We start from the raw sequence: 19,675 nt of genomic DNA on the forward strand, positions 1-19,675 counted from the left end.
AGGGGAACCCTTTTTTCAAAAAGGGTTCCCCTCTCGCGCTCTCCCCTCCCCAAAACTTTTGCTCCTGGCGTGGTGTCATGCACCCCGCGCACTTTTTCTTATGGAAAAATTCCGGGGAAAAGGACCGGGGGGAAGCCTTTCGGAAGAAGAGGTTTCCCCTCGGTCTTTTTTTTGAAGGAGCGCTCCTCTCCAGGGACTGGACGATGCTGGCCGTTGTATGAAACATGTGGTGGATCGGAAAAAGTGTCCCGGCACTGCCGCATGCGGCAAGTACGTTCCGCGGTTGCCCGGACACCGGCATGCAAAGGCGGCCCTCTGTCCAGGCAGGGCGGAACCGGCAACTTCAGCAAGGAGCGGGAAATGGTGCGTTACGTAATGGGGATTCTGGCGATCGTGGCCCTGATCGCCGCGCTTGGCGGCTGCGCCAAGAAGCAGTCGCAGCATCCCAAGGGCTACGCGACCATGGATGAAGTGTACCTCAAGTACGACGTCGATAAAAACGGCATGATCACCCAGCAAGAGTTCGTGGCCCAGTGGAAGGACAAGGAAAAGGCCAAAGCCGCCTGGAAGAAGTTGGACGTGAAAAACAACGGTTTCGTCGACCGCGTGCTCAATAACGACGCGCCGCTCTCCGTCTGGAACGACGTGGAAAGCCAGAACACGCCCTACTAAAGAGCGAGAGAAGAAAGATGCGAGAGGGGGACCCTTTTTGAAAAAAGGGTCCCCCTCTCGCGCTCTCCCCTTCCAAAAACTTCTAAAGGTGCCAAGCTGATCGTGGCTAACAAGTTGTAACCGTTAAAGTCTTTTGAAGGGGGGCCCGGGGGAAAACTTTTCTTCAGAAAAGTTTCCCCCCGGATTCTTCCTCCTACCCTCTGGGTAAGCGCGTGACCGGGCAGCGGCCGCAGACGATGCCGGGGCGCAGGTCGTTGCGGGTCGGATCGGCCAGGAGCGCCCGGGCGGCCTGGTACTTGGCGTTGTTCCAGACGTCCGGGAAGGGCGTCTCGAGCACGTTGCCGAAATCCACCGACAGGTCGCGCGGATCGCGGCAGCAGGGAATCAGCCCGCCGTCCCAGTTGACGTAGGCCGAGCGGTACAGCCACGAGCAGCCCGGCGAGGCCTCGGCGTCGTGGGTGAAGGTCTGGCGCGGAAAGCGGCTGGAAAACCATTCGTCCGGGGCGTCGGCCGGGAAAAAGGGCTTGATGAAGCGTACCTGGTCCACGCCGAGTTCGCGGGCCTTGTCCCGGGCTTCCCCGATTTCGTGCTCGTTGAATCCCGTCACGCAGTACTGCCAGTCGATAAAGGGCGTCTTCGAGCCGGCCGCCCGTCTGACGTCGATGATCGCGCGCAGGTTCTCCAGGGCCAGCTTCGGGTTGCCGCCGCGCATGAACCGGTTGCTGGTCTCCTGCGACACGCCATGGCAGGAAAAAATGAGCACTTCCAGGCCCGAGGCCAGGATGCGCCGGGGCAGGTCCGGATCACGGTGATTGAGGTTGGAGGAAACGCCCACGCCGATGTTGCGGTCCGTGGCCAGTCGGATCATCTCCAGGGTTTCGGGGAAAAGGAACGGCTCACCGAATCCGTACAGGTTGATCTTGAAGAGATAGTCCCCCACGGCGTCGAGCAGGCTGCGAAACTGCTCGGCGCTCATGCGGCCGAAGGGGCGTTCCCCGGGTGTGGGGGCGCGGCGGTCGTCGTAGCAGTAGGCGCAGCGCAGGTTGCAGATGTTGGTGGTCTCGATCTTGAGAATATAGGGCATGGAATCGAGCACCGTGCGCTTTTGCAGCCTGTTGCGTTCGGCCTTGCAAAAATTCCACAGCCGTTTGGCCGTGGCGTGGCGCACAAAGGCCTGGGCATGGCGCTTTAAGATTTTGACGCGTTCGGACGCGCCCGCTCCCTTGGTGGCCAGGGCGGAATCGAGCAGTCCCATGGTGGTCAGGCTCCGGGTTGGGGTTCGGTTCCAAGCAGGTGATCCGCCATCTTGAGCCCCTGGGTGACGGCGGCCGGGGTCAGGCAGAAGTGGAAGCCGCCCTGTCGGCCCACGGCGTGGGCGTTGGCGATGCCCCGCACCGGGGTGGTCGCCGCATCCAGATTCCTTTCATAGTCGAGGGGATAGACCGGCATGGCCGCCGGCAGGGTGACGACGCGGGCCTCGCGCAGGGCCTGGGGTGGGTAGAGCCCCAGGTGGGCCACGTCGGCCACAGCCCGGGAAAGGGTTTCGGCTTCGCTTGGGAGCTCCCCTTCGCCTGTGGCCACGTTGATTTCCAGGCACAGGCCCTCGCGGTCGGCCGGCCCCAGCTCCCGGAAGATGGATTCCGGATAATAGATGCGGTTGGCCAGCATGGCCGGGTCCGGGTGGTAGGTGTAGACGTAGGGCCGGTGGACCCGCTGTGCGCGGTTGTAGGTCAGAAGCGCCAGCCGCATGGTGATGGTGGGGAGCCTGGGGACGGTCGTCGCACCCAGGGCCCTGTTGAGGGCGTTTAAGGGCGCGGTCCAGACCAGGTGCCGGCAGGGGATGCGGCGGTCGGGCAGAAGAACGGCCGTTATGCGGTCGCCCTGGTGTTCGAGGACGATGTCGGTCGCGCCGGTCACGATTTCGCCGCCGCCTTTCCGGATGCGCTCCGCCAGCCGGCGCGGCACGTCGCCAAGGCCGCCCCGGGGATAGGTGTAGCGCTGGCGCAGCCGGCCGAGCGCCGCCAGGACGGCCCCGGCCTTGCCCCGGGGGATGAAGGGCTCCTTGGCGTTGTCGATGGTGCGGTCCACCCGGGCCAGCCAGTAGTGGTGCAGCTCGGCCGGGTCCATGAGGGCCTTTTTGGCGAAAAGGTCCCGGAAGAGCTGCCTGTAAAGTCCCGGGCCGCATTTTTCCGCCAGTTCCAGGGAAGCGGGGATGGGCTCCGGGGGCGGCGCGCCCCGGCGTTTGAGGGCCGCGCGCAGGGCTTCGAGCTTGTAGCGGGTGGGGTAGCGCAGGAAGTCGAAATGGTTGGGAAATTTCCAATAGCGCCCGCCGGCGTGGATGGCGAAGGCGAAGGGGTGGCGGATGACGGGCGCGCCGTCGAGGACCTCGCGCAAGAACGCCTCGCCGCGCCCCGGATGGTCGAGGAAAAGCACATGGGGGCCGAGGTCGAACACGACGCCGTCCAGGGTGACGGAGCGCAACAGGCCGCCGAACTCGTGTTCACGTTCGAGGACGACCACCGGCCAGCCGGCCTCGGTCAGTTTGGCGGCGCAGGCAAGCCCGGCCACGCCGCCGCCGACGATGACGATGGGGGAGGACGCAGGGGGGGCGGTGCTCATGGCGCACCAACCGGGCTGTCGCTAAGGGGCATCGGCAAGGCTAGCACGCCGTCGGATTCCGGGCAATCGGCCCGGAGCGGCGTGCGGCCGGGCGGCAGGGAAAGCGCGGGCAGGCTCCCTGTATCCAGGGACAGCGACAGGGCCATGGGCGTCTCCAGGGAGGACCATAGCTGGGCCGCGTCGTCGGAAAGGGTGAAGCGCACCCGTAGCGTGCCCGTAAATCCCCCGAGGTCCGCCGTGACGGTCCGGCCGACGCCAAGCCCTTCCCAGCGGCCCGAGCCAGAGCTGGTCAGGGCGTCGAGGGGACGGTAGGCCCCGCCGTCCAGGGAATAGGCGGCTTGCAAGCCGTTTTTGCCGGCCGCGTCGGCAAAAACCCGGGGGAACCAGGTGAGGCGCAGCGTCCGCGCCGGGTAGCCCGTGACCAGGGCGTAAGTGACCGCGCAGGGCTTGTCGTCCGGGCAGGTCAGGACCGGCTCCCTGGGCAGGCGCGTGACGCGGTCCGCGACGTCGGCCATGTCCGGATCGTAGCCGTCCGGGGTGAAAAGCGGACGCAGGGCGGCCTCGCCCCGGCCCTTGGCCGCCAGGGTCGCAACCAGGTTTCTGCCGGTCAGGGGAACCTGGAACGTCGCCCCGCCCACGGTCAGATGCGGCCCCCGGGGCGAGCCGGCAAGCTTCCAGATGTCGAGGGGGATGGACAGGCTGCCGGGATTGACCAGGGTGAGCGGTTTGTCCGCCGCCAGCCGGCCGTAGTCCGGGGACAGGGCGGGATCGACGTAGGCCGTGTCGCCGATTGTCGCCACGAGGAGGGGGGCGGCCTGTCCGGCCTGGGAGGCGGGCAGGGTCGCAAGCGGCCGGCGACCGGGATAGAGGGCGTCCTTTTCGTACGGCACGACGAGGGTGTTGGCGGCGAGGCGTCGCTGTCCTTCCGCTTCCGGGGTGATGCCCGGGTCCGGCTGGCCGCTTACGGCGGCGGCCAGGGCCAGCCGGGTGACTTCCACGGTTTCGCGCCTGGGGCCGGGTTCGAGGATCAGCCGCACGTAGAGGGTCTTGCCCGGCGGCGGCAGGGCGCCCGGATCGTAGGGGACCAGTTTGTCCAGGGCCGGTCCGACCAGCACCAGCACGCGGCCAGCGACCGGAATGCCGGGGTAGCCCGTCACCCTGGCGTCCAGGGCCAGCCGGGTCAGGGCGATACGCTGCCCGGGCAGGGGAGAAAAGGCGTAGGTGACGCTGCCGGAGGCGGAACGATCGGCCGGCAGCAGGCCCTTGGGTTTTATGCGGATGTTTTGGCTGTCCCAGATATGGGCAAAGGCCTTGGGCAGGATGCGAAAATCGGTTTCGAAAAAGACCTGTCCCGCGGTGTTGGGCCGCAGCAGCAGCGGGGCGGCGTTTAAAAGCGGGGTGCGGAACACGCGTACCCGGGCCAGCGCGCCGAGAAAGGCCGCGCCGGGCGGCGGGGGGGGGGCCTGATCGTCGGCGGGCGTCACCAGCAGGCACTCCCGGAAGCTCCGGTCGTTTTCCGGCAGGGGCGGTTCGAACACGCCGGGCAGGTACCAGCGCACGAAGGTGGCGAAATAAAACCGGGTCCAGGGCGGGCTGTAGCCGGCGAAATCGAGGGCCACGCCCGATGCGGCCCGGTCGCGCAAAAAGGCGGCCAGGGGCTTGAGCCGGCTGTCGTCGCGGCGGTAGTAGGAGGGATAGACCGGCAGGCTCGGCGCGGCCAGGGTCAGCCCCAGCAACACGGACAGGGCGAGGCGCAAGGCCCCGCCGGCGAGGTTTCGCGGCAGCCGGTCGCCAAGGGCCGCCGGCAGCATGCCGGCCAGGAGCAGCACCGGAAACAGGCAGGGCAGCACGTAGCGGGCCTGGAAATGGTGGGTGGCGTTGGCCTTGAACCAGACCGGCAAAAAAAACGCCGCGAACCAGAGAACGGCGGCCACGGTCGCGAAGCGTCGCTTTCGCGTGCAAAGGCCCGCGACAAGGCCGAGCAGGGCCGGCCCGGCCAGCAGCCAGGGCAGCTCCGGCCGGCCGGTAAAGGTGGCGTACTGGCTGGAAAAGGCGGCGAAAACATGGGCCAGGGCCGTTCCGAGGGCCGGGCGATTGGGCGCGGCGGCGGCAAGCAGGTAGCCGCGCATGCCCGCGGTGGCGGTAAGCCAGGGCCAGAAAAGGAGCAGCGCGGCCAGGCTGGCCAGGAGGCAGCCCAGAATCAGGCTGCGCCGGCGATGGGGCGCGGGTTGCCCGTCGCCCGCGTCGTTTCCCACGCCCGGAGACGGGGCTGGCCGGATAAGGGCCAGGAGCGTCAAGGCGAGGCCCGCCACAAGCCAGGTCCCGGCCAGATAGGACGTGTAAAGCCCGAGGGCCAGGAACACGCCGTAGAGCGCCCAGGCGGCGACCGTCCGCCGTTTCCCGTCGTTTTTCCCGAGGGCGCGCAGCAGCGCCCAGAGCGCGCCGAGGCTTGCCAGCCCGTAAAAGGCGTAAAGACGCGTCTGCTGGCTGACGTCGACATGGTGCAGGTTCACGGCCAGGGCGGCGGCCGCGAAAAGCGCAACCGCCTTGCCGCCGAGCCGGCGTCCGACGAGGTAGAGCAGGGGAACGCTGGCCGCGCCGGAAAGCGCCGCCGGGAGTCTGGCGAAAAAGTCCGTGTGGCCAAGGCCGATGGCCGCGTGGACCATGAGGTAGTAGAGCGGCGGCTGGAAATCGATATAGGGCGGATATTGCCAGCGCGCGGCGCGCAGAACCTCGCCCATGCTCGGGGCAAGGCTGCGGGCCAGGGTCGTCAGTTCGTCGTAAAACGAGGCCGAGGGCGCGCCAAGGTCGTTTAGCCGCAGGGCCAGGGCGCAAAGCCCGAGCACAAGCGCGATCCAGTCGGCGGCGTCGGGCCGCAATGCGCCGGTTTTTTTTCCTGACATCACGTCACAAGCGCATAGCACGGCCGGCTGTGGAGGGGAAACGGCTTTTGGGCGGCCTCGTGATGCGTTCCTTTCTGTGCCGATCGAAACCCGTGTGCACGTCTTTCAAGGATACGATCCTAGTCCCCGGGCCAGACCCGTTCGAGCCCCGGCCGGTGGGGATCGAAGGTCAGGTGCAGGTTGTTGTCCGGCGCGCCAGTGAGCCGCAGCGGGACCGCTCCGGGCCTGAGCCTCACGGGCGGCAGCGAACGCGCGTCGAGGTCGGCTTCCACCACCATGCGGTCGATGGGCCGTGTCGGCGACCAGAACTCGGCGTTGGCATTGGCGAAAAGCGAAAAGCGCACCGTGACGAAGGTGGCCGGCTTGTCGAAGGGCAGCCGGGTGAAATCCCGGGTGAACATGGGCGACCAGGTGAATTTCCTGGAGCGGCGAAAATCGACCAGGGTCCGGAAGTGCTGGCCGTCGGTGGAAACCGAGACCTGGCAACTTCCCGTGCTGCCGGGTTCGCCGTAGAGCCGGGGATAGGTCATCAGCCGCAGCTCGGTCATGGGCAGGCCGGAGACGATGACGTAATCGAACGAGCAGGAGGTGCCGGGCCGGCAGGTCACGCCGCCGGCATACTCCGGATAGGATGTGGACGCCGCCATATTGCGGAAATGCGCGTTGGGGGTATCGGTGAAATCCGGCGGATCGAAATTCGGGCTGAAGGCGAGCAGCCCCTTGCCGCCCGGGGTGAGACGCAGCACCGCCCCGTCCGGGGCGGACACCGGGATGCGCAGGGAAGTGGAGCCGATAGCGATGGTCGGCGCATCGATCCTGCCCCATAACCAGGCCGTGCCCACGTCGAAAGGTTTTTTGGCGGCCACGTCCAGGACGGCCTGGGCCTCGGGTCCGGCAAGGCGTGGCGCGTCGCCGTCCGGGTTTAAGGCCGGGTCGTGGACGATGACCGCCGGCGCGCCCGACGCGTCGCGCAGCACGTAGGCGGGATCGAGGTCCGGGTGGGCGGCGGTGAAGGCGGCCAGATCGGCCGGTGAGCCCACGACCTCCCCTCCGGGCAGGCGCGCGGCCAGCTCCGGATGCTGCGGGGCGGCAAAGACGTAGGCGGCCTGGCCGAGGAGATGGCTGTCCGGCGTGTAGGCCGGTGCGGCGCAGTTTCGGGCCAGGTTGGCGGCGTAAAAAGCCAGGGGATCGACCTCGGGCCGGGCTCCCTCGGGAAATTCCGCCGTCACGGCCAGTCCGGCCACGTTGAGAAATCCTTCGCGCACGCCCGGGGCGTAGGTTACGCGCACGTAGACCGTGCCGCCGGCGGCAAAAGGTGTCAGGTCCAGGCGGGCTACGGCTTCGCGGCATTCGTGGTAAAAGCCCAGTTCTTCGAAAAAATGCCTTTTTTGCGTGCGCGGCGTGCCGTCGGGCAAGAGGAAATCGGCGTGGGACAAAACGGCCAGGGGTGTGAATGTCCTGCCATCGGCGCTGGCCGCGATGGAAAGGAGCGAATCCGCGGGCTTGTCGGGATGGCGCTTGTAGAGCGCCGCGACCACGCTGGCCCGCACGACGGCCCCGGCGCTGCCCGGGGGCAGGTCGAAGCGCCACACGGCCATGGCCGGCTTTTCGTAGCGGGTGGGGCGCAGCAGGCCCACTTCCGTGTCCACGGTGAAATTGCGCGAGGCAAAAGCGTCGCGGTAGTAGCGCCAATCGCGGAAATCGTCGCCGTAGGCGGCCGAGCCGTCGGCGTTCGGGGCCAGCAGCAGGGGAGCCCGGCGGGGGAGCCCGGCCAGGGAGACGCGGGTCTTGAAGATACCGGTGCCCCAGGAGGCCAGCAGCGTGCCGCGCGGCATGGCCCGAAGCCGCTGGGACGGGGCGGTGAAGGAATCCACGACCAGGGTGCGGCCGTAGCCCGGGCCGGAAAAGTCGCCCGGGCCGGAAAAGCGGCCGGGCAGGTGCCATCTGGCGGAGAAGGCCTTGGTGTTTCGCTGGTAGCCGGTGAATGTCAGGCCGGTCCAGGTCACGGGCAGGCGGCTCAAGTATCGGAAAAGGTCCCGGTCGTTGGACAGGGTGCGGGAGGCGTCGTCGCGGATGCGGGTCAGTCCCGGTCCCATGGTCACGGCGCAAAGGGCGGCGGTGACGAGTAGCGCCGTGCCGAGGCGCATTTTTTTGGCCATGTAGCCGGCCACCATGTCCGCTGTGAACGCCGCGCCCGCGCCGGCGAAGACGGCCAGCCCCGGGAACAGGCAGACCATGTGTCGCCAGGACACGATGGGCCGCAGGTCCGACTGGCTGGAGAGCACCGCCAGCGCGGGGAAAAGCCCGACGGCGGCCAGCAGCAGGACCGGGGCGCGGCGGCCGACCAGCAGCCCGAGCAGGGCCAGGGCGATCAGCAGCAGCGTGCTGACCAGTGGCACGGCCGCGTGCTGGTAATACAGCCCATTGAGGATATTGGCGAAAAACGTTCCGCCCAAACCCTGCCAGGGATCGACGCGCGGGTTTTCCAGGAATTCGCGCACGAAAAGCAGGCCCGGGGCCAGGGGCAGCCAGACGAGTACGGCCGCGTCGGCGGCGAGGACGATCTGCCCCAGCCGCCAGTTGCGGTCGGCGGCGCTGAAAACGCCTTTCCTGGCCACATACAGGCCCAGAAAGCACAGTCCCTCGGCCAGAAGCACCGGCACGCCCTGGTAGGCCGTGGCCAGCATGGCCGCCGTGGCCGCGGCATAGCCGGTCAACCAGGCCGGGCGCCGGGCAAGCTTCGCCTCCAGGCAGCGGACGAGGAAATACAGGGAAAAGGACAGGGTGCATAAAAACAGGGCATAGGGCTTGATGGCCCGGGAAAAATCCAGATGGAACAGGGACAGCCCGGTCATGGCGGCGGCGGCCAGTCCGGCCTTGCCTCCGCCCGTGCGCGCGCCGAGCAGTCCGATGGCCAGGATGGACAGCATGCCGGCCAGAATGGAGGGCAGGCGGGCGGCCATGGTGGTCTTGGACACGGCCAGGGCGGCGTGGACGAGCAGGTAGGAAAGGGGCGGCTGGAAGTCGAAGATGGTGTCCGCCGGTCCCTGGTATTGCTGGATGGCGATGAGCCGGGCCGGGTCCATCAGGGCCCGGTCGAGGTTGAGATAGTCGTCCTCCCACAGCTGGGGGGTGCCCACATGGTAAAGGCGCAAGGCCAGGGACCCGGCCAGGATCAGGCCGAAAAGCAACCAGAAGAGCCTGCGGGAAGGCTCGGCGGGCGCATGGTCGGCGAAAGCGGGCGGTGGGGGAGGATGATGACGACCGGCGGCACTGCCCGGATTCATCGGCGCTCCGTTTTGGCGCGGCCGTCAAAGCGGTCTTCGCCTTGCTTCGGGCACCCAGGTTCCCGGTCATCGGTGGTCTGGTCCACGTGGGTGGCGTGGACGTTTATAAGCAGTACGTTCATGGCATGTTCCGGGCCGGCCGGGCGAGCGCGGGCCGAGGGGGCAGTGTGGCCGCAGTTGCGGCCAATGGCAAGGGATGGGCAAAGGCGCCCGCCCCGGTTGCCCGTATGCGTTCCTTCGCCTATCATGGAAGATATCTTATTCCCCCGCTTCGGAGGCGCGCGCCATCATGACCCCCGCCATGCCCGTGCTGGTTTTGAATTCTCCTTTTCTGCCCAATTTTTCCCGGCCCCAGCGTTCCCCGGCCGTCACCAAGTCCGGCACCCTGTATTTCCCGCTGTTCCTGGCCCAGGCCACGGCCCTGCTCGAGGCCGACGGCTACGACGTGGACCTGCTGGACGCCCCGGCCGCCGGCCTCGACCTGCCGGCCGTCATCGCCCGGGCCGAACGGCAGCGTCCCGTTTTGGCGGTCATCGACACCGCCACGCCGAGCATCGACGCCGACATCGCCGCCGCCGCCGCCCTGCGCCGCGTCCTGCCCGGGGTTTTCACGGTCCTGGTCGGGCCCCATGCCTCGGCCTTGCCGGAAGACGTGCTGACGAGCGTCCCCGGGGCTGTTTGCGCCGTGGCCCGGCGCGAATACGACGCCACGGTGCTGGAACTGGCCCGGGTGCTGGAAAGCGGCCCGGCGACCGACGCGCGACTGGCCAAAATCGAGGGCCTGAGCTTTGTCGACGAGTCCGGCGTGGCGGTCCACAATCCCGACCGGCCCTACATCGAGGACCTGGGCGCGCTCCCGCCCGTGGCCCCGGTCTACAAGCGCCACCTGGACATCCGCCGCTATTTCAACCCCAACGCCAAGCCGCCCATGGTGACGCTTGCCACTTCGCGCGGTTGCCCGTTTCGCTGCTCGTTTTGCCTGCATCCCCAGACCCTGACCGGGCGCAAGGCGCGCTACCGGCCCATCGAGGACGTGCTCGACGAAGTGGCCTGGTGCCTGGACAATTTTCCGGGGCTGCGCACGGTCTTTTTCGAGGACGACACGCTGACTGCCGACCGGGCGCGCTGCAAGGCCTTTTGCGCCGCCATCAGGCGTCGGGGACTGCGCTTCGAGTGGACGGCCAACAGCCGGGCCGATCTGGCCCCCGATCTGCTCGTCGCCATGGGCCGGGCCGGTTGCAGGCAAGTGTGCGTGGGCTTCGAATCCGCCGATCCCACCGCCCTTACCTCCATGAAAAAAGGCCTTACGGCGGGGCGCATGGAACGCTTCCGGGCCGATGCCAGGGCGGCCGGCATCAAGGTCCACGGCTGCTTCATCTTCGGCTTTCCGGGCGATACCCGCGAGTCCATCATGGCCACCATCGACTTCGCCATCAAACTGGCCCCGGACACGGCCCAGTTCTACCCGGTCATGGTCTACCCCGGCACCGAGGCCTACGCCGAATACGCCGCCCGGGGGCACATCACGGCCGAAACCTGGCGCGACTGGCTCACGCCCAAGGGCCTGCACAACTGCGTGGTGCGAAACGAGACCCTCGGGCCGCGCGAGCTGGTGCGGCTTTGTGATCTGGCCCGACGCTGCTTCTACCTGCGGCCGTCCTTTCTGCTTAAGCGGGCCGTTGCCTCCCTGGTTTCCCCGGGCGAGATGGCGCGAAACGTCCGGGCCGGCCGGGTGTTCGTGCGGCACCTTTTGCGCGGCTCGCAGGTGTAGGGTCGGTGTGGCCGTCCTTCTGCCTCTTGCCAAAAAAAATCTATATTATCCCATGGTAACATTAAAAAGTTTAGGAAGGGGAGAGCGCGAGAGGGGAGAACCCTTTGCAAAGGGTTTCCCCTCTCGCACCCTCTTGTCCGCTCCTCCTCCCCCTCCTTCTCCTACCACTCCCCTTTCCCTTTCCATTTCCGTCATCGTGCCGGCCTACAACGCGGCGGCGACCCTGGCCGACACCCTGGACGCTTTGTCCCGCCAGACCGTGGACGCAGGGCGGGTGGAAGTGGTTGTCGTGGACGACGGTTCCACCGACGCCACGGCGGCCTTTGCCGCCGCCCGGGGGGCCATGGTCGTGCGCCAGGAAAACCAGGGGCCGGCCGCGGCCCGCAATGCCGGGGCGCTACGGGCCACGGGCGACATCCTGGTTTTCACCGACGCCGATTGCACGCCGTTTCCCGATTTTCTGGCCCAGCTGATCCGGCCCTTCGACGATCCGGCCGTCTCCGGCGTCCAGGGGGCCTACCGCACCCGGCAGACGGAGCTTGTGGCCCGGTTCGCCCAGCTCGAATTCGAGGACCGCTACCGGTTCGCCGCGAAATTTCCCTGTCTCGACCTGGTCGCCACCTATGCCGCCGCCTTCCGGCGCGAGGTGTTCGTGGCCCAGGGCGGCTTCGACACGTCCTTTCCCGTGGCCGACAACGAGGATACGGAATTTTCCTACCGCCTGTGCCGGGCCGGCCACCGGCTGGTCTTCGCTCCTCGGGCCATGACCTATCACCGCCATCCGGCCAGCCTGTCCGGCTACCTGCGCATCAAGGCCCGGCGGGCCTACTGGCGTCTGGCCGCCTGCCGGGCCCATCCGCAAAAGATTTTGCGCGACGGCTACACCCCGGGGCTCCTTCGCGTGCAGACGGCGCTGGCCGGAGTGTGCGGCCTGGGGATTTTGCTGTGGCCGGTTGCGGCGTTCGGCGGCGGGGTGGCCCTGGTGGCGGGCTTGGCGCTCGTCGCCTCGTCCGCGCCGTTTACCCGGCTGGCGGCCCGGCGGGACGCGCCCGTGGCCGTCGTCGCCCCGGGCATCGTCTGCGCCAGGGCCTTCGCCTTTGCCCTGGGCGCGGGGCTGGCCGTGTGCTCGCGACTGACCGGCCGGACGTTTTTCGGCAAAAAGGCGGGCGGCCGGACATGCGGGTAGGGCTCGACCTGCATGGGCTTTCCGACCTCATGCAGGGTTCGCGCACCTATATCGCCAATCTGGCCGCCCGGCTGCCCTTTGCCGCGCCGGACATCGATTTCGTCTATTATGTCGCCGATCCGCAGGGGCAGGCCGCCCGGGCCCTGGCCCCGGGCGCGTCGAACGTCGCCTTGCGGCCCATCCCGCCGGGCCGTTTCGGCCGGCTGGTCCGGCCGTTTCCGGCCCGGGCGGCGCGCGAAGTGGATGTGCTGCACTGCCAGTACGTCGGTCCCCTGTTAGGCGGTCCGCCGACGGTGCTCACGGTGCACGACATCCTGCACGAATCCCTGCCCCAATACTTCCCCAAGGGACTCGGCTCGCTCATGCGGCTGCTCTATCCGGGCAGCGCCCGCCGGGCCGGGATGGTGCTGACCGTTTCGGATTTCAGCCGCCGGGAGATCGTTTCACGCTACCGCGTGCCCGGGCACAGGGTGGCGTTTGCCCTTAACGGCGTTGGCGAAGGATTTTTTCCCGTGACCGATCCGGCGCGCCTTGCCGCCGTGCGCCGACGGCTCGGGCTCCCGGAAGGACCGTACCTGCTCTATCTTGGCCGCATCGAGCCGCGCAAGAATCTGCCCGGACTCGTGGCCGCCTATCGCATTTTGCGTCGGGAGATGGGGGGGGCCGCGCCGTTGCTGGTCCTGGCCGGCGGTCGGGACCGGCTTTTCGCCGCCTTTCACGAAGCCATGCGCCGTGACGGGGCCGGGGAAGGCATCGTCTTCGCCGGTTCCGTCGCCCAGGACGACCTGCCGGCGCTGTATAGCGGCGCGGCGGCCTTCGTTTATCCGACTTTTGGCGAGGGATTCGGCCTGCCCGTGGCCGAGGCCATGGCCTGCGGCGCACCGGTGGTGGCGAGCAGCGCCCCGGCCGTGCCCGAGGTGGCGGGGGAGGCGGCCCTGCTGGTCGATCCGTCGGATACCGAAGGGCTGGCCGCCGCGCTGGGGCGCGTGCTGACGGACCCGGAGCTTGCCGCCATGCTGCGGCAAAAGGGGCTGGACCGGGCGCGGGAGCTCACCTGGGACGCGGCCGTTTCCCTGGCCGTTGCCGCCTACCGCCGGGTGGGCGGGGGAAAGGACGCGGTTACGCGTCGCCCCGGCATTCGGAAATGACCGCGTTCATGGCCCGGGCCAGCGCGTCCAGGTCCACGGGCTTGACCACGTAGCCGTCGACCCCGGCGGCGAGCGCCTGTTCCCGGTCCCCGGTCAGTGCCTGGGCGGTGAGGGCCAAAATGGGCACGGCCGGATTGCGCGCCCCGGCGGATCCGTCCCGCACGGCTCGGGTGGCGGAAAGCCCGTCCAGAAGCGGCATCCGCACATCCATCAGCACGCAATCGAAATCTTCCCGGGCCAGTCTGGCCAGGCCTTCCCGGCCGTTTTCCGCCATGACCGCCTCGCAGCCGAGCCGTTGCAGCATGGCCCGCATGGTCAGCCGGTTGATGGCTTCGTCCTCCACCACCAGGACCCGGCGGCCGATGAGGCAGGGCTTGGCGCAAGGCGGGGCCGGGCAGGCCTCTCCCGGCGGCAGCACAAAGGGCAGGCGCACCCGCACCTCCGTGCCCTTTCCCACCTGGCTGGACAGCAGAATGCGGCCGCCCATGCGCTCGGCCAGGGCCCGGACGATGGTCAGGCCCAGCCCCTGCCCGCCGTAGGCACGGGTCACCGAGGCGTCGGCCTGGGCAAAGGCGTCGAGCACCTGGGCCAGTTTGGCGGCGGGGATGCCGATGCCGGTGTCCCGCACGGCGAATTCGAGCATGGCCAGATCGGAGGACTCCGGCTGGGGTAGCGGGGTCACGTCCAGTGCCACCTTGCCGAACGTGGTGTATTTGATGGCGTTTCCGGTGAGGTTGTAGAGGATTTGGCGCAGCCGGGCCGGATCGCCGCACAGGTGGGCCGGGATTGCCGGGGCCACGTGGCAGGAAAATTCCAGCCCTTTGATGCTGGCCTCGTGGGTGAAGGAGGCGATGATCGGGTCGAGGACGTCGCCCACGGTAAAAAGCTCGTCGGACAGGGTCATGGTGCCGTCATCCAGGCTGGAGAAGTCGAGGATGTCGGATAAAAGGCGCAGCAGGGCGGCGGCCGCGTCCATGGCCGTGTGCAGATATTCGTCCTGTTCCGGCGAATGGGGGGTGGCGAGCAGCAGCTGGAGCATGCCCATGACGCCGTTTAAGGGCGTGCGGATTTCATGGCTCATGTTGGCCAGAAAGGCGGATTTGGCCTGGCTGGCGCTGCGGGCCTGGGCCAGGGCCGCGTTTTTGGCCTCCTCGGCGGCCCGGCGGGCGGTGATGTCCTGGAGCATGATCTGGAAAACCCGCCCGGAGTCGTCCAGGGGACTGAAATCGACCTGGACCGGCAGCCAGGTGCCGTCCTTGCGGCGGTAGCGGCGTTCGATGGAGAAGGGCAGGCCGGCCAGGGCGGCCAGGGGGCCGGCCTGGGAGGAAACCAGGCGCAGGTCGTCGGGATGGATGATGTCCCGGATGTTGGTGGCGCGGAGTTCCTCGTGGGTATACCCCAGCAGTTCCTGGGCCCGGGGATTGGCGTCGAGCAGGTTCCCCTCGGTATCGCCGAGCAGGATGCCCATGACGGAACGCTCGAAGAAGACTTCGGACCGCTGCTGGCGTTGGCGCAGGCTGGATACCAGGGCCTCGAGGGTTGCCACCCGGCGTTTGAGGGCGTCCTGCGGGGGGGACGCGGATACGTTGCGGTCGACGGCCATGCGCATGCCCCATGAAAACGAGGAAAGCGTCGGTTGCAAACGTTGAGGCGCGATGCCGGAAAATCGAATAATGCAACCTCCTTTATTGCATTCCCGCGCCCTTTGCGCAAGGGAAGGGGCGTCGGCGGCTGTTTTGGGGCCACGCGAATTTGGCGAAACAACTTGCCCATGCCGCGCCGTGGCCTGTACAAGCCAGCAAAAACGGGCAGGCTCAAAGCCTCCCTCAAGGAACGGGTATGGACGAAATACAACGCGAGGCCCGCTGGTCCTTGTCCCTGGACGGGAAAATAGCCCTGTCCAAGGATATTATCGCCGGGGCCATCGGCCGGTTCGGACCGGATTTCCGGCTGGCCTGGACCGGGGCCAAGGACAGCACCCTGGTGCTTTGGATCACGCGGCAGGTCTGCGCCGAACGGGGGCTTTCCATGCCCCGGGTGGTGACCATCAACGAAGGCGACCCCTTTGACGAGGTCGTGGCGTTTCAAAAGCGCCTGGTCGAGGCCTGGGGACTGGATTTGACCGTGGTCGCCAATGACGACGTCCTGTCGCGCAAGCCGCGTATCGGGGACGTCGTTCCCGTGGCCGCGCTGTCCGAGGACAGCCGGGCGGAACTGGTCCGGACGGGCTTCACCGGCGAGGCCTTTCCCTTTGATCCGGAATCGCCCCTCGGCAACCAGCTGATGAAGGTCGCGCCCCTAAACGCCTTTTTGCGCCGGGAGGGCGTGGCGGCGCTCGGCACGGCCATCCGCTGGGACGAACACCCGGCCCGGGCCCACGAGGACTACGAAAGCCCGCGCGAAGACCCGCCGCATACGCGCATCCACCCCATCCTGCATATGCTCGAGCGCGACGTGTGGGACATCACGCGCGGCAACGACATCCCCTTCTGCGAGCTGTACCGGCAAGGCTACCGCAGCCTCGGCACCAAGACCGGCACCATGCGCCAAAGCGATCTTCCGGCCTGGGAGCAGGATCTCACCGACCGCTGCGGGGAGCGGGCCGGCCGGGATCAGGAAAAGGAAGAGGCCATGGAGCAGCTGCGCGCCCTGGGCTACATGTAGCGCCGGATCGCCCCTGCATCACCGGGTGGGTAGGGAATCGACGTAGAGGCTGAGTGATCCGTCCTCGTCGCGGTAGACGCTGCCGGTCAGGGTGACCCGTTTGTTTTTGAATTTTTTCTGGAACGCCTCTTCCTGTTCCAGGTTGATGGCGTCCGGGGTGAGCACCAGATAGGTGACGCCGTCGTCCGTGGTCAGCAGCAAGCCGTCGGTATAGTCTTCTTCCACGATGCCGGTGATACTGGCACCGGTTTTGATGGGCCGCGTGTCGTCGTCCGGGGTCGCGGCCAGGGCCGGGCCGGAAGCAAGCAGCCACGAAAAAAGGGCAGCCAGGCAAAACGTCAGGGCCAAACGCCGCGTATTCATGCCGCCTCCGCGCGATGCGATGTGGTGGAACGCCGTCCGGCCGGGTGGTTCCGGCGGGACGCAATGGCTTTATACCGGATCGGGTCGGTCGGCAATCGCCGGACAACCGTGCGCCCATCTTGCCAAAAACGCTTTTTTTGACGTATGTTGGGCTATGTCCGAAAATAAGCCCTTCCCGGCGCACCGCCGGGTCTCCGGTCCCGTCGGAACGCTTCGCGGCGGGCTCTACGCCCTGGCTCGCCGCAACGCCGAGGCCGCTCCCGACGGCGCGTGCATTTTGCACGGGGCGACGGTCGTGCGCCACGGCGAACTGGCCGAGCGCGCGGCCCGGCTGGCGGCGGCCCTGGCCGGGCGCGGCCTGGACAAGGGCGGGCGTCTGGCCGTGCTGTCCCGCAAGACCCCGGCGGCCATCACCGCGTTTCTCGCCGCCGCCGCCTGTGGCGGCGTTTTTTTTCCCCTGGACCCCAACCAGCCGCCGCCGGTGCTGCGCGCCGTGCTTAACCGACTGGCCCCGGCCGTGGTCTGCGTCGCGGCCGAATTTTTGCCCCTGCTCGAAAACCTGACTGGCGGCAAGCCGCCCTTTGCCCTGATCGTCATGGATGCGGCCGGTGCCGCCGTTCCCGCCGGGCTGTCGGATTTCGAGGCGCTGTGCGCCGGGCCGTTCCCGGCCGCCTTGCCCGAAGTCGGGCCGGACGACCCGGTCTATTTGAACTTCACTTCCGGCACCACGGGCGCGCCCAAGGGGGCCGTGACCACGCTTGGCAACCTGCTCGCCAACACCGAGGCTTCGGTTACCGCCTTCGCGCTCACTCCCGAGGACGTGCACCTGTGCCTGATGCCGGCTTTCGTCCATCCCCACGAGACGCTCATGCGTCCGCTTTTCCTCGGCGGCCGTCTCGTCCTGTGCGACCGGGTGGCGGCCAAGGCCGTGGCCGGGGCGTGTTCGCGCCACAAGGTGACGGCGCTTATGGCCGTGGCCGCCATCTACGAAACCCTGCTGCGCCTGCCGGCGGGCTCGGGCAATCCCCTGGCCACGGTTCGGGTGGCCGAATCCGGCGGCATGCACGTGCCTTCCGCCCTGGCTTCCGGGCTTCTGGCGCGCTTTTCCCTGTCCATCCTGCCTGTTTGGGGCAGCACCGAAACCACGGGCGTGGGGCTGGCCAACCGACCGGGAGAGGCCCATGCCGCCTGCCGGCTGGGGCGGCCGGTTCCCGGCTACCTGGCCCGGGTCGTGCGCGAGGACGGCTCCGAGGCCGAGTACGGCGAACCCGGGGAACTGGTCGTGTCCGGGCCGGGGGTGTGCCCGGGGTATTTCGGCGAGGAGGCGCGGCCGGAATTCCGTCTCTTTGGCGGGCGGTTTCGCACGGGCGACATCGTGCGCCGCGAGCCCGATGGCGCGTTCTATTTCGCCGGCCGCCAAAGCATGCTGCTCAAGGTCGGCGGCATGAAGGTCTTTCCGGTGGAGATCGAGGAGGCGCTTCGAACGCATCCGGACGTGGCCGAGTGCATCGTCATTCCCGAGGCCGATGTCCTGCGCGGCGAAGTGGCCAAGGCCGTGGTGGTGCCCCGCGTCGGGACCGAACTGTCCCCGGCCGGGCTGCGCCATTATCTGGTCGGCCGGCTGCACCGCATGAAGATGCCGCGCGTCATCGAAGTCCGCGAGGCGCTGCCCAGAACCCCAGGAGGAAAAATCGCATGGCGCGCCCTCGTGTCGCCCTAGCCTCGCGTCCGGTGCCCGAAAGCCCGAGCGACTACACGGGCAAAAGTCTGGCGGTCGTGGCCGTGCTGGTGGCCGAGGCCGTCGGGGCCTGCTGCGACCTGCCGGGGATGGTCCGGGGCAGGCGCGTGTTGGTCAAGCCCAATCTGGTGCGCCCCGATCCCCGCAATCCCTGCGCCATCGTGACGGACGAACGGGTCATCCTGGCCCTGGTGCGCCTGCTGCGCGATGCCGGGGCGGCCAGGGTGCTGGTCGGCGACAACCCGGGCTACGGCCTGTCCCTGGAGCGCGCCCTGTCCTGCCTTTCCGATTTCACCAAGGCGGTTGCCGCCTGCGGCGGCGAGGTGGTCCATTTCGACAACGACGCGCCCTTGGTCGTGGCCAATCCCGACGCCTTTCTCTTCGATCCGGTGCTCTTGCCGCGCGCCGTGGCCGAGGCCGATGTGCTCGTCAATGTGCCCAAGATGAAGACCCACGTGCACACGCTGGTCACCCTCGGCATCAAGAATCTCTACGGCTTGGTGTGCGACGAGCAGCGCATGTTCTGCCACCGCAACGACATCAACGCCAAGGTGGTGGATATCCTGCGCCTGGTCCGGCCGGCGCTTACCGTGCTCGACGGCTTGTGGGCGGTGCAGGGCCAGGCCCCGCTGTCCGGGGCGGCGGTGCCGGACATGAACGTGATCGCGGCGGGCACGGACGTGTGCGCCGTGGACACGGTGGCGGCGGACCTCATGGGCATCGGCGCAAGCGAGGTGGCCATGCTGCGTCTGGCCCGCCAGGAGGGCCTGGGCGAGACCAACCTTGCCGCCATCGAGGTGGTGGGGGCCGATCCGGCCAAGCTGCGCCGTGTTTTCACGCGGCCGGTCATCGGCTGCGCCGGGGCCTACGACGCGGTGCGGGTGCTGGAGGGCGGGGCCTGTTTCGGCTGTCTGTCGGCCCTGCGCCACGCCTTGGACAAGCTCGCCAGTGAGGGAGCCTTTGCCGGGCGCGAGCCGGTGACGCTCTATGTCGGCGTGCCCATGCCCGAACGGCGCAACCTGCGCAACGTCAAGGGCGAACTGTGGTGCTTCGGGGCCTGCGCCGCGCCGCTTGTCTACGACACCCGCCACAACACGGGCCTCGCCCACTTTATTCCCGGCTGCCCGCCGCATATCTTGGACTTTTACAAGGCGTATAAGATGAGCCGGGGGAAACCCTTTCTGTAGAAAGGGTTTCCCCCGGACCCCCTTCCTAAAGACTTTTAACGGTTACAAGATGTTACAGTCACTGTAGTTGTAACCGCTGAAAGTTTTTGGGAGGGGAGAGCGCGAGAGGGGGACCCTTTTTTCAAAAAGGGTCCCCC

The 19,675-nt window shown here is 67.8% G+C and carries 14 protein-coding genes; 7 read left to right on the forward strand and 7 right to left on the reverse strand.

Annotated features, from left to right (window positions below; translation table 11 throughout):
* Positions 1–360: 360 nt before the first annotated feature.
* Positions 361–672, forward strand: a complete 312-nt coding sequence (locus ACMZ6R_RS16875; protein ID WP_416113602.1) for a calcium-binding protein — start codon at positions 361–363, stop codon at positions 670–672.
* A 193-nt stretch (positions 673–865) separates the two neighbouring features.
* Here the strand turns inward: ACMZ6R_RS16875 and ACMZ6R_RS16880 are convergent, their stop codons facing one another.
* From ACMZ6R_RS16880 to ACMZ6R_RS16900, 5 genes are all read right to left on the reverse strand, one after another.
* Complete coding sequence (locus tag ACMZ6R_RS16880; RefSeq protein ID WP_416113604.1) at positions 866–1,927, reverse strand: radical SAM protein; 1,062 nt, start codon at positions 1,925–1,927, stop codon at positions 866–868.
* A gap of 5 nt (positions 1,928–1,932) precedes the next feature.
* Positions 1,933–3,291, reverse strand: a complete 1,359-nt coding sequence (locus tag ACMZ6R_RS16885; RefSeq protein WP_416113606.1) for a protoporphyrinogen/coproporphyrinogen oxidase — start codon at positions 3,289–3,291, stop codon at positions 1,933–1,935.
* A complete protein-coding gene (locus ACMZ6R_RS16890) occupies positions 3,288–6,194 on the reverse strand; it encodes a glycosyltransferase family 39 protein (RefSeq protein WP_416113608.1) in 2,907 nt (968 codons plus the stop codon). Before ACMZ6R_RS16890 ends, ACMZ6R_RS16885 begins: the two co-directional genes overlap by 4 nt.
* A 119-nt stretch (positions 6,195–6,313) precedes the next feature.
* Positions 6,314–9,481 carry a glycosyltransferase family 39 protein gene (locus ACMZ6R_RS16895; RefSeq protein ID WP_416113610.1) on the reverse strand — a complete coding sequence of 1,056 codons (3,168 nt, stop codon included), beginning with the start codon at positions 9,479–9,481 and terminating at the stop codon, positions 6,314–6,316.
* A complete protein-coding gene (locus ACMZ6R_RS16900) occupies positions 9,478–9,603 on the reverse strand; it encodes a hypothetical protein (protein WP_416113612.1) in 126 nt (41 codons plus the stop codon). Before ACMZ6R_RS16900 ends, ACMZ6R_RS16895 begins: the two co-directional genes overlap by 4 nt.
* Positions 9,604–9,770: 167 nt before the next feature.
* On the opposite strand from ACMZ6R_RS16900, the gene ACMZ6R_RS16905 reads away from it, so the two are divergent.
* The 3 genes from ACMZ6R_RS16905 (at position 9,771) to ACMZ6R_RS16915 (ending at position 13,586) form a co-directional block, all read left to right on the forward strand.
* Positions 9,771–11,252 carry a B12-binding domain-containing radical SAM protein gene (locus tag ACMZ6R_RS16905; protein ID WP_416113614.1) on the forward strand — a complete coding sequence of 494 codons (1,482 nt, stop codon included), beginning with the start codon at positions 9,771–9,773 and terminating at the stop codon, positions 11,250–11,252.
* Positions 11,253–11,448: 196 nt separating this feature from the next.
* Positions 11,449–12,438 (forward strand): glycosyltransferase, encoded by a 990-nt coding sequence (locus tag ACMZ6R_RS16910; RefSeq protein ID WP_416113616.1) that lies wholly within the window; start codon positions 11,449–11,451, stop codon positions 12,436–12,438.
* Positions 12,429–13,586 carry a glycosyltransferase family 4 protein gene (locus ACMZ6R_RS16915; protein ID WP_416113618.1) on the forward strand — a complete coding sequence of 386 codons (1,158 nt, stop codon included), beginning with the start codon at positions 12,429–12,431 and terminating at the stop codon, positions 13,584–13,586. Before ACMZ6R_RS16910 ends, ACMZ6R_RS16915 begins: the two co-directional genes overlap by 10 nt.
* Here the strand turns inward: ACMZ6R_RS16915 and ACMZ6R_RS16920 are convergent.
* Complete coding sequence (locus ACMZ6R_RS16920) at positions 13,558–15,189, reverse strand: PAS domain-containing hybrid sensor histidine kinase/response regulator (protein WP_416113620.1); 1,632 nt, start codon at positions 15,187–15,189, stop codon at positions 13,558–13,560. The two genes, ACMZ6R_RS16915 and ACMZ6R_RS16920, sit on opposite strands and share 29 nt — an antisense overlap.
* A gap of 236 nt (positions 15,190–15,425) precedes the next feature.
* Here ACMZ6R_RS16920 and ACMZ6R_RS16925 point away from each other — a divergent pair, with 236 nt between their 5' ends.
* Positions 15,426–16,250 carry a phosphoadenosine phosphosulfate reductase family protein gene (locus ACMZ6R_RS16925; protein ID WP_416113622.1) on the forward strand — a complete coding sequence of 275 codons (825 nt, stop codon included), beginning with the start codon at positions 15,426–15,428 and terminating at the stop codon, positions 16,248–16,250.
* An 18-nt stretch (positions 16,251–16,268) separates the two neighbouring features.
* Here the strand turns inward: ACMZ6R_RS16925 and ACMZ6R_RS16930 are convergent, their stop codons facing one another.
* On the reverse strand, positions 16,269–16,613 hold the full coding sequence (locus ACMZ6R_RS16930; protein WP_416113624.1) for a hypothetical protein: 345 nt from the start codon (positions 16,611–16,613) through the stop codon (positions 16,269–16,271).
* 154 nt (positions 16,614–16,767) lie between these two features.
* Here ACMZ6R_RS16930 and ACMZ6R_RS16935 point away from each other — a divergent pair, with 154 nt between their 5' ends.
* Positions 16,768–18,333, forward strand: coding sequence for a class I adenylate-forming enzyme family protein (locus ACMZ6R_RS16935; protein WP_416113626.1), 1,566 nt, complete (start codon positions 16,768–16,770; stop codon positions 18,331–18,333).
* Positions 18,309–19,538 carry a DUF362 domain-containing protein gene (locus tag ACMZ6R_RS16940; RefSeq protein WP_416113628.1) on the forward strand — a complete coding sequence of 410 codons (1,230 nt, stop codon included), beginning with the start codon at positions 18,309–18,311 and terminating at the stop codon, positions 19,536–19,538. The genes ACMZ6R_RS16935 and ACMZ6R_RS16940 overlap by 25 nt, the downstream gene beginning before the upstream one ends.
* Positions 19,539–19,675: the final 137 nt, after the last annotated feature.

This window comes from Solidesulfovibrio sp. C21 (assembly GCF_047785625.1).
GTDB lineage: Bacteria > Desulfobacterota > Desulfovibrionia > Desulfovibrionales > Desulfovibrionaceae > Solidesulfovibrio.

Excerpts from the sequence above, each read along its gene's own strand:
- ACMZ6R_RS16925 (WP_416113622.1), top strand. The coding sequence starts at position 15,426 with ATGGACGAAATACAACGCGAGGCCCGCTGGTCCTTGTCCCTGGACGGG.
- ACMZ6R_RS16895 (WP_416113610.1), bottom strand. The coding sequence starts at position 9,481 with ATGAATCCGGGCAGTGCCGCCGGTCGTCATCATCCTCCCCCACCGCCC.
- ACMZ6R_RS16900 (WP_416113612.1), bottom strand. The coding sequence starts at position 9,603 with ATGAACGTACTGCTTATAAACGTCCACGCCACCCACGTGGACCAGACC.
- ACMZ6R_RS16930 (WP_416113624.1), bottom strand. The coding sequence starts at position 16,613 with ATGAATACGCGGCGTTTGGCCCTGACGTTTTGCCTGGCTGCCCTTTTT.
- ACMZ6R_RS16890 (WP_416113608.1), bottom strand. The coding sequence starts at position 6,194 with ATGTCAGGAAAAAAAACCGGCGCATTGCGGCCCGACGCCGCCGACTGG.
- ACMZ6R_RS16905 (WP_416113614.1), top strand. The coding sequence starts at position 9,771 with ATGACCCCCGCCATGCCCGTGCTGGTTTTGAATTCTCCTTTTCTGCCC.
- ACMZ6R_RS16875 (WP_416113602.1), top strand. The coding sequence starts at position 361 with ATGGTGCGTTACGTAATGGGGATTCTGGCGATCGTGGCCCTGATCGCC.
- ACMZ6R_RS16885 (WP_416113606.1), bottom strand. The coding sequence starts at position 3,291 with ATGAGCACCGCCCCCCCTGCGTCCTCCCCCATCGTCATCGTCGGCGGC.
- ACMZ6R_RS16915 (WP_416113618.1), top strand. The coding sequence starts at position 12,429 with ATGCGGGTAGGGCTCGACCTGCATGGGCTTTCCGACCTCATGCAGGGT.
- ACMZ6R_RS16920 (WP_416113620.1), bottom strand. The coding sequence starts at position 15,189 with ATGGCCGTCGACCGCAACGTATCCGCGTCCCCCCCGCAGGACGCCCTC.
- ACMZ6R_RS16935 (WP_416113626.1), top strand. The coding sequence starts at position 16,768 with ATGTCCGAAAATAAGCCCTTCCCGGCGCACCGCCGGGTCTCCGGTCCC.
- ACMZ6R_RS16940 (WP_416113628.1), top strand. The coding sequence starts at position 18,309 with ATGGCGCGCCCTCGTGTCGCCCTAGCCTCGCGTCCGGTGCCCGAAAGC.
- ACMZ6R_RS16880 (WP_416113604.1), bottom strand. The coding sequence starts at position 1,927 with ATGGGACTGCTCGATTCCGCCCTGGCCACCAAGGGAGCGGGCGCGTCC.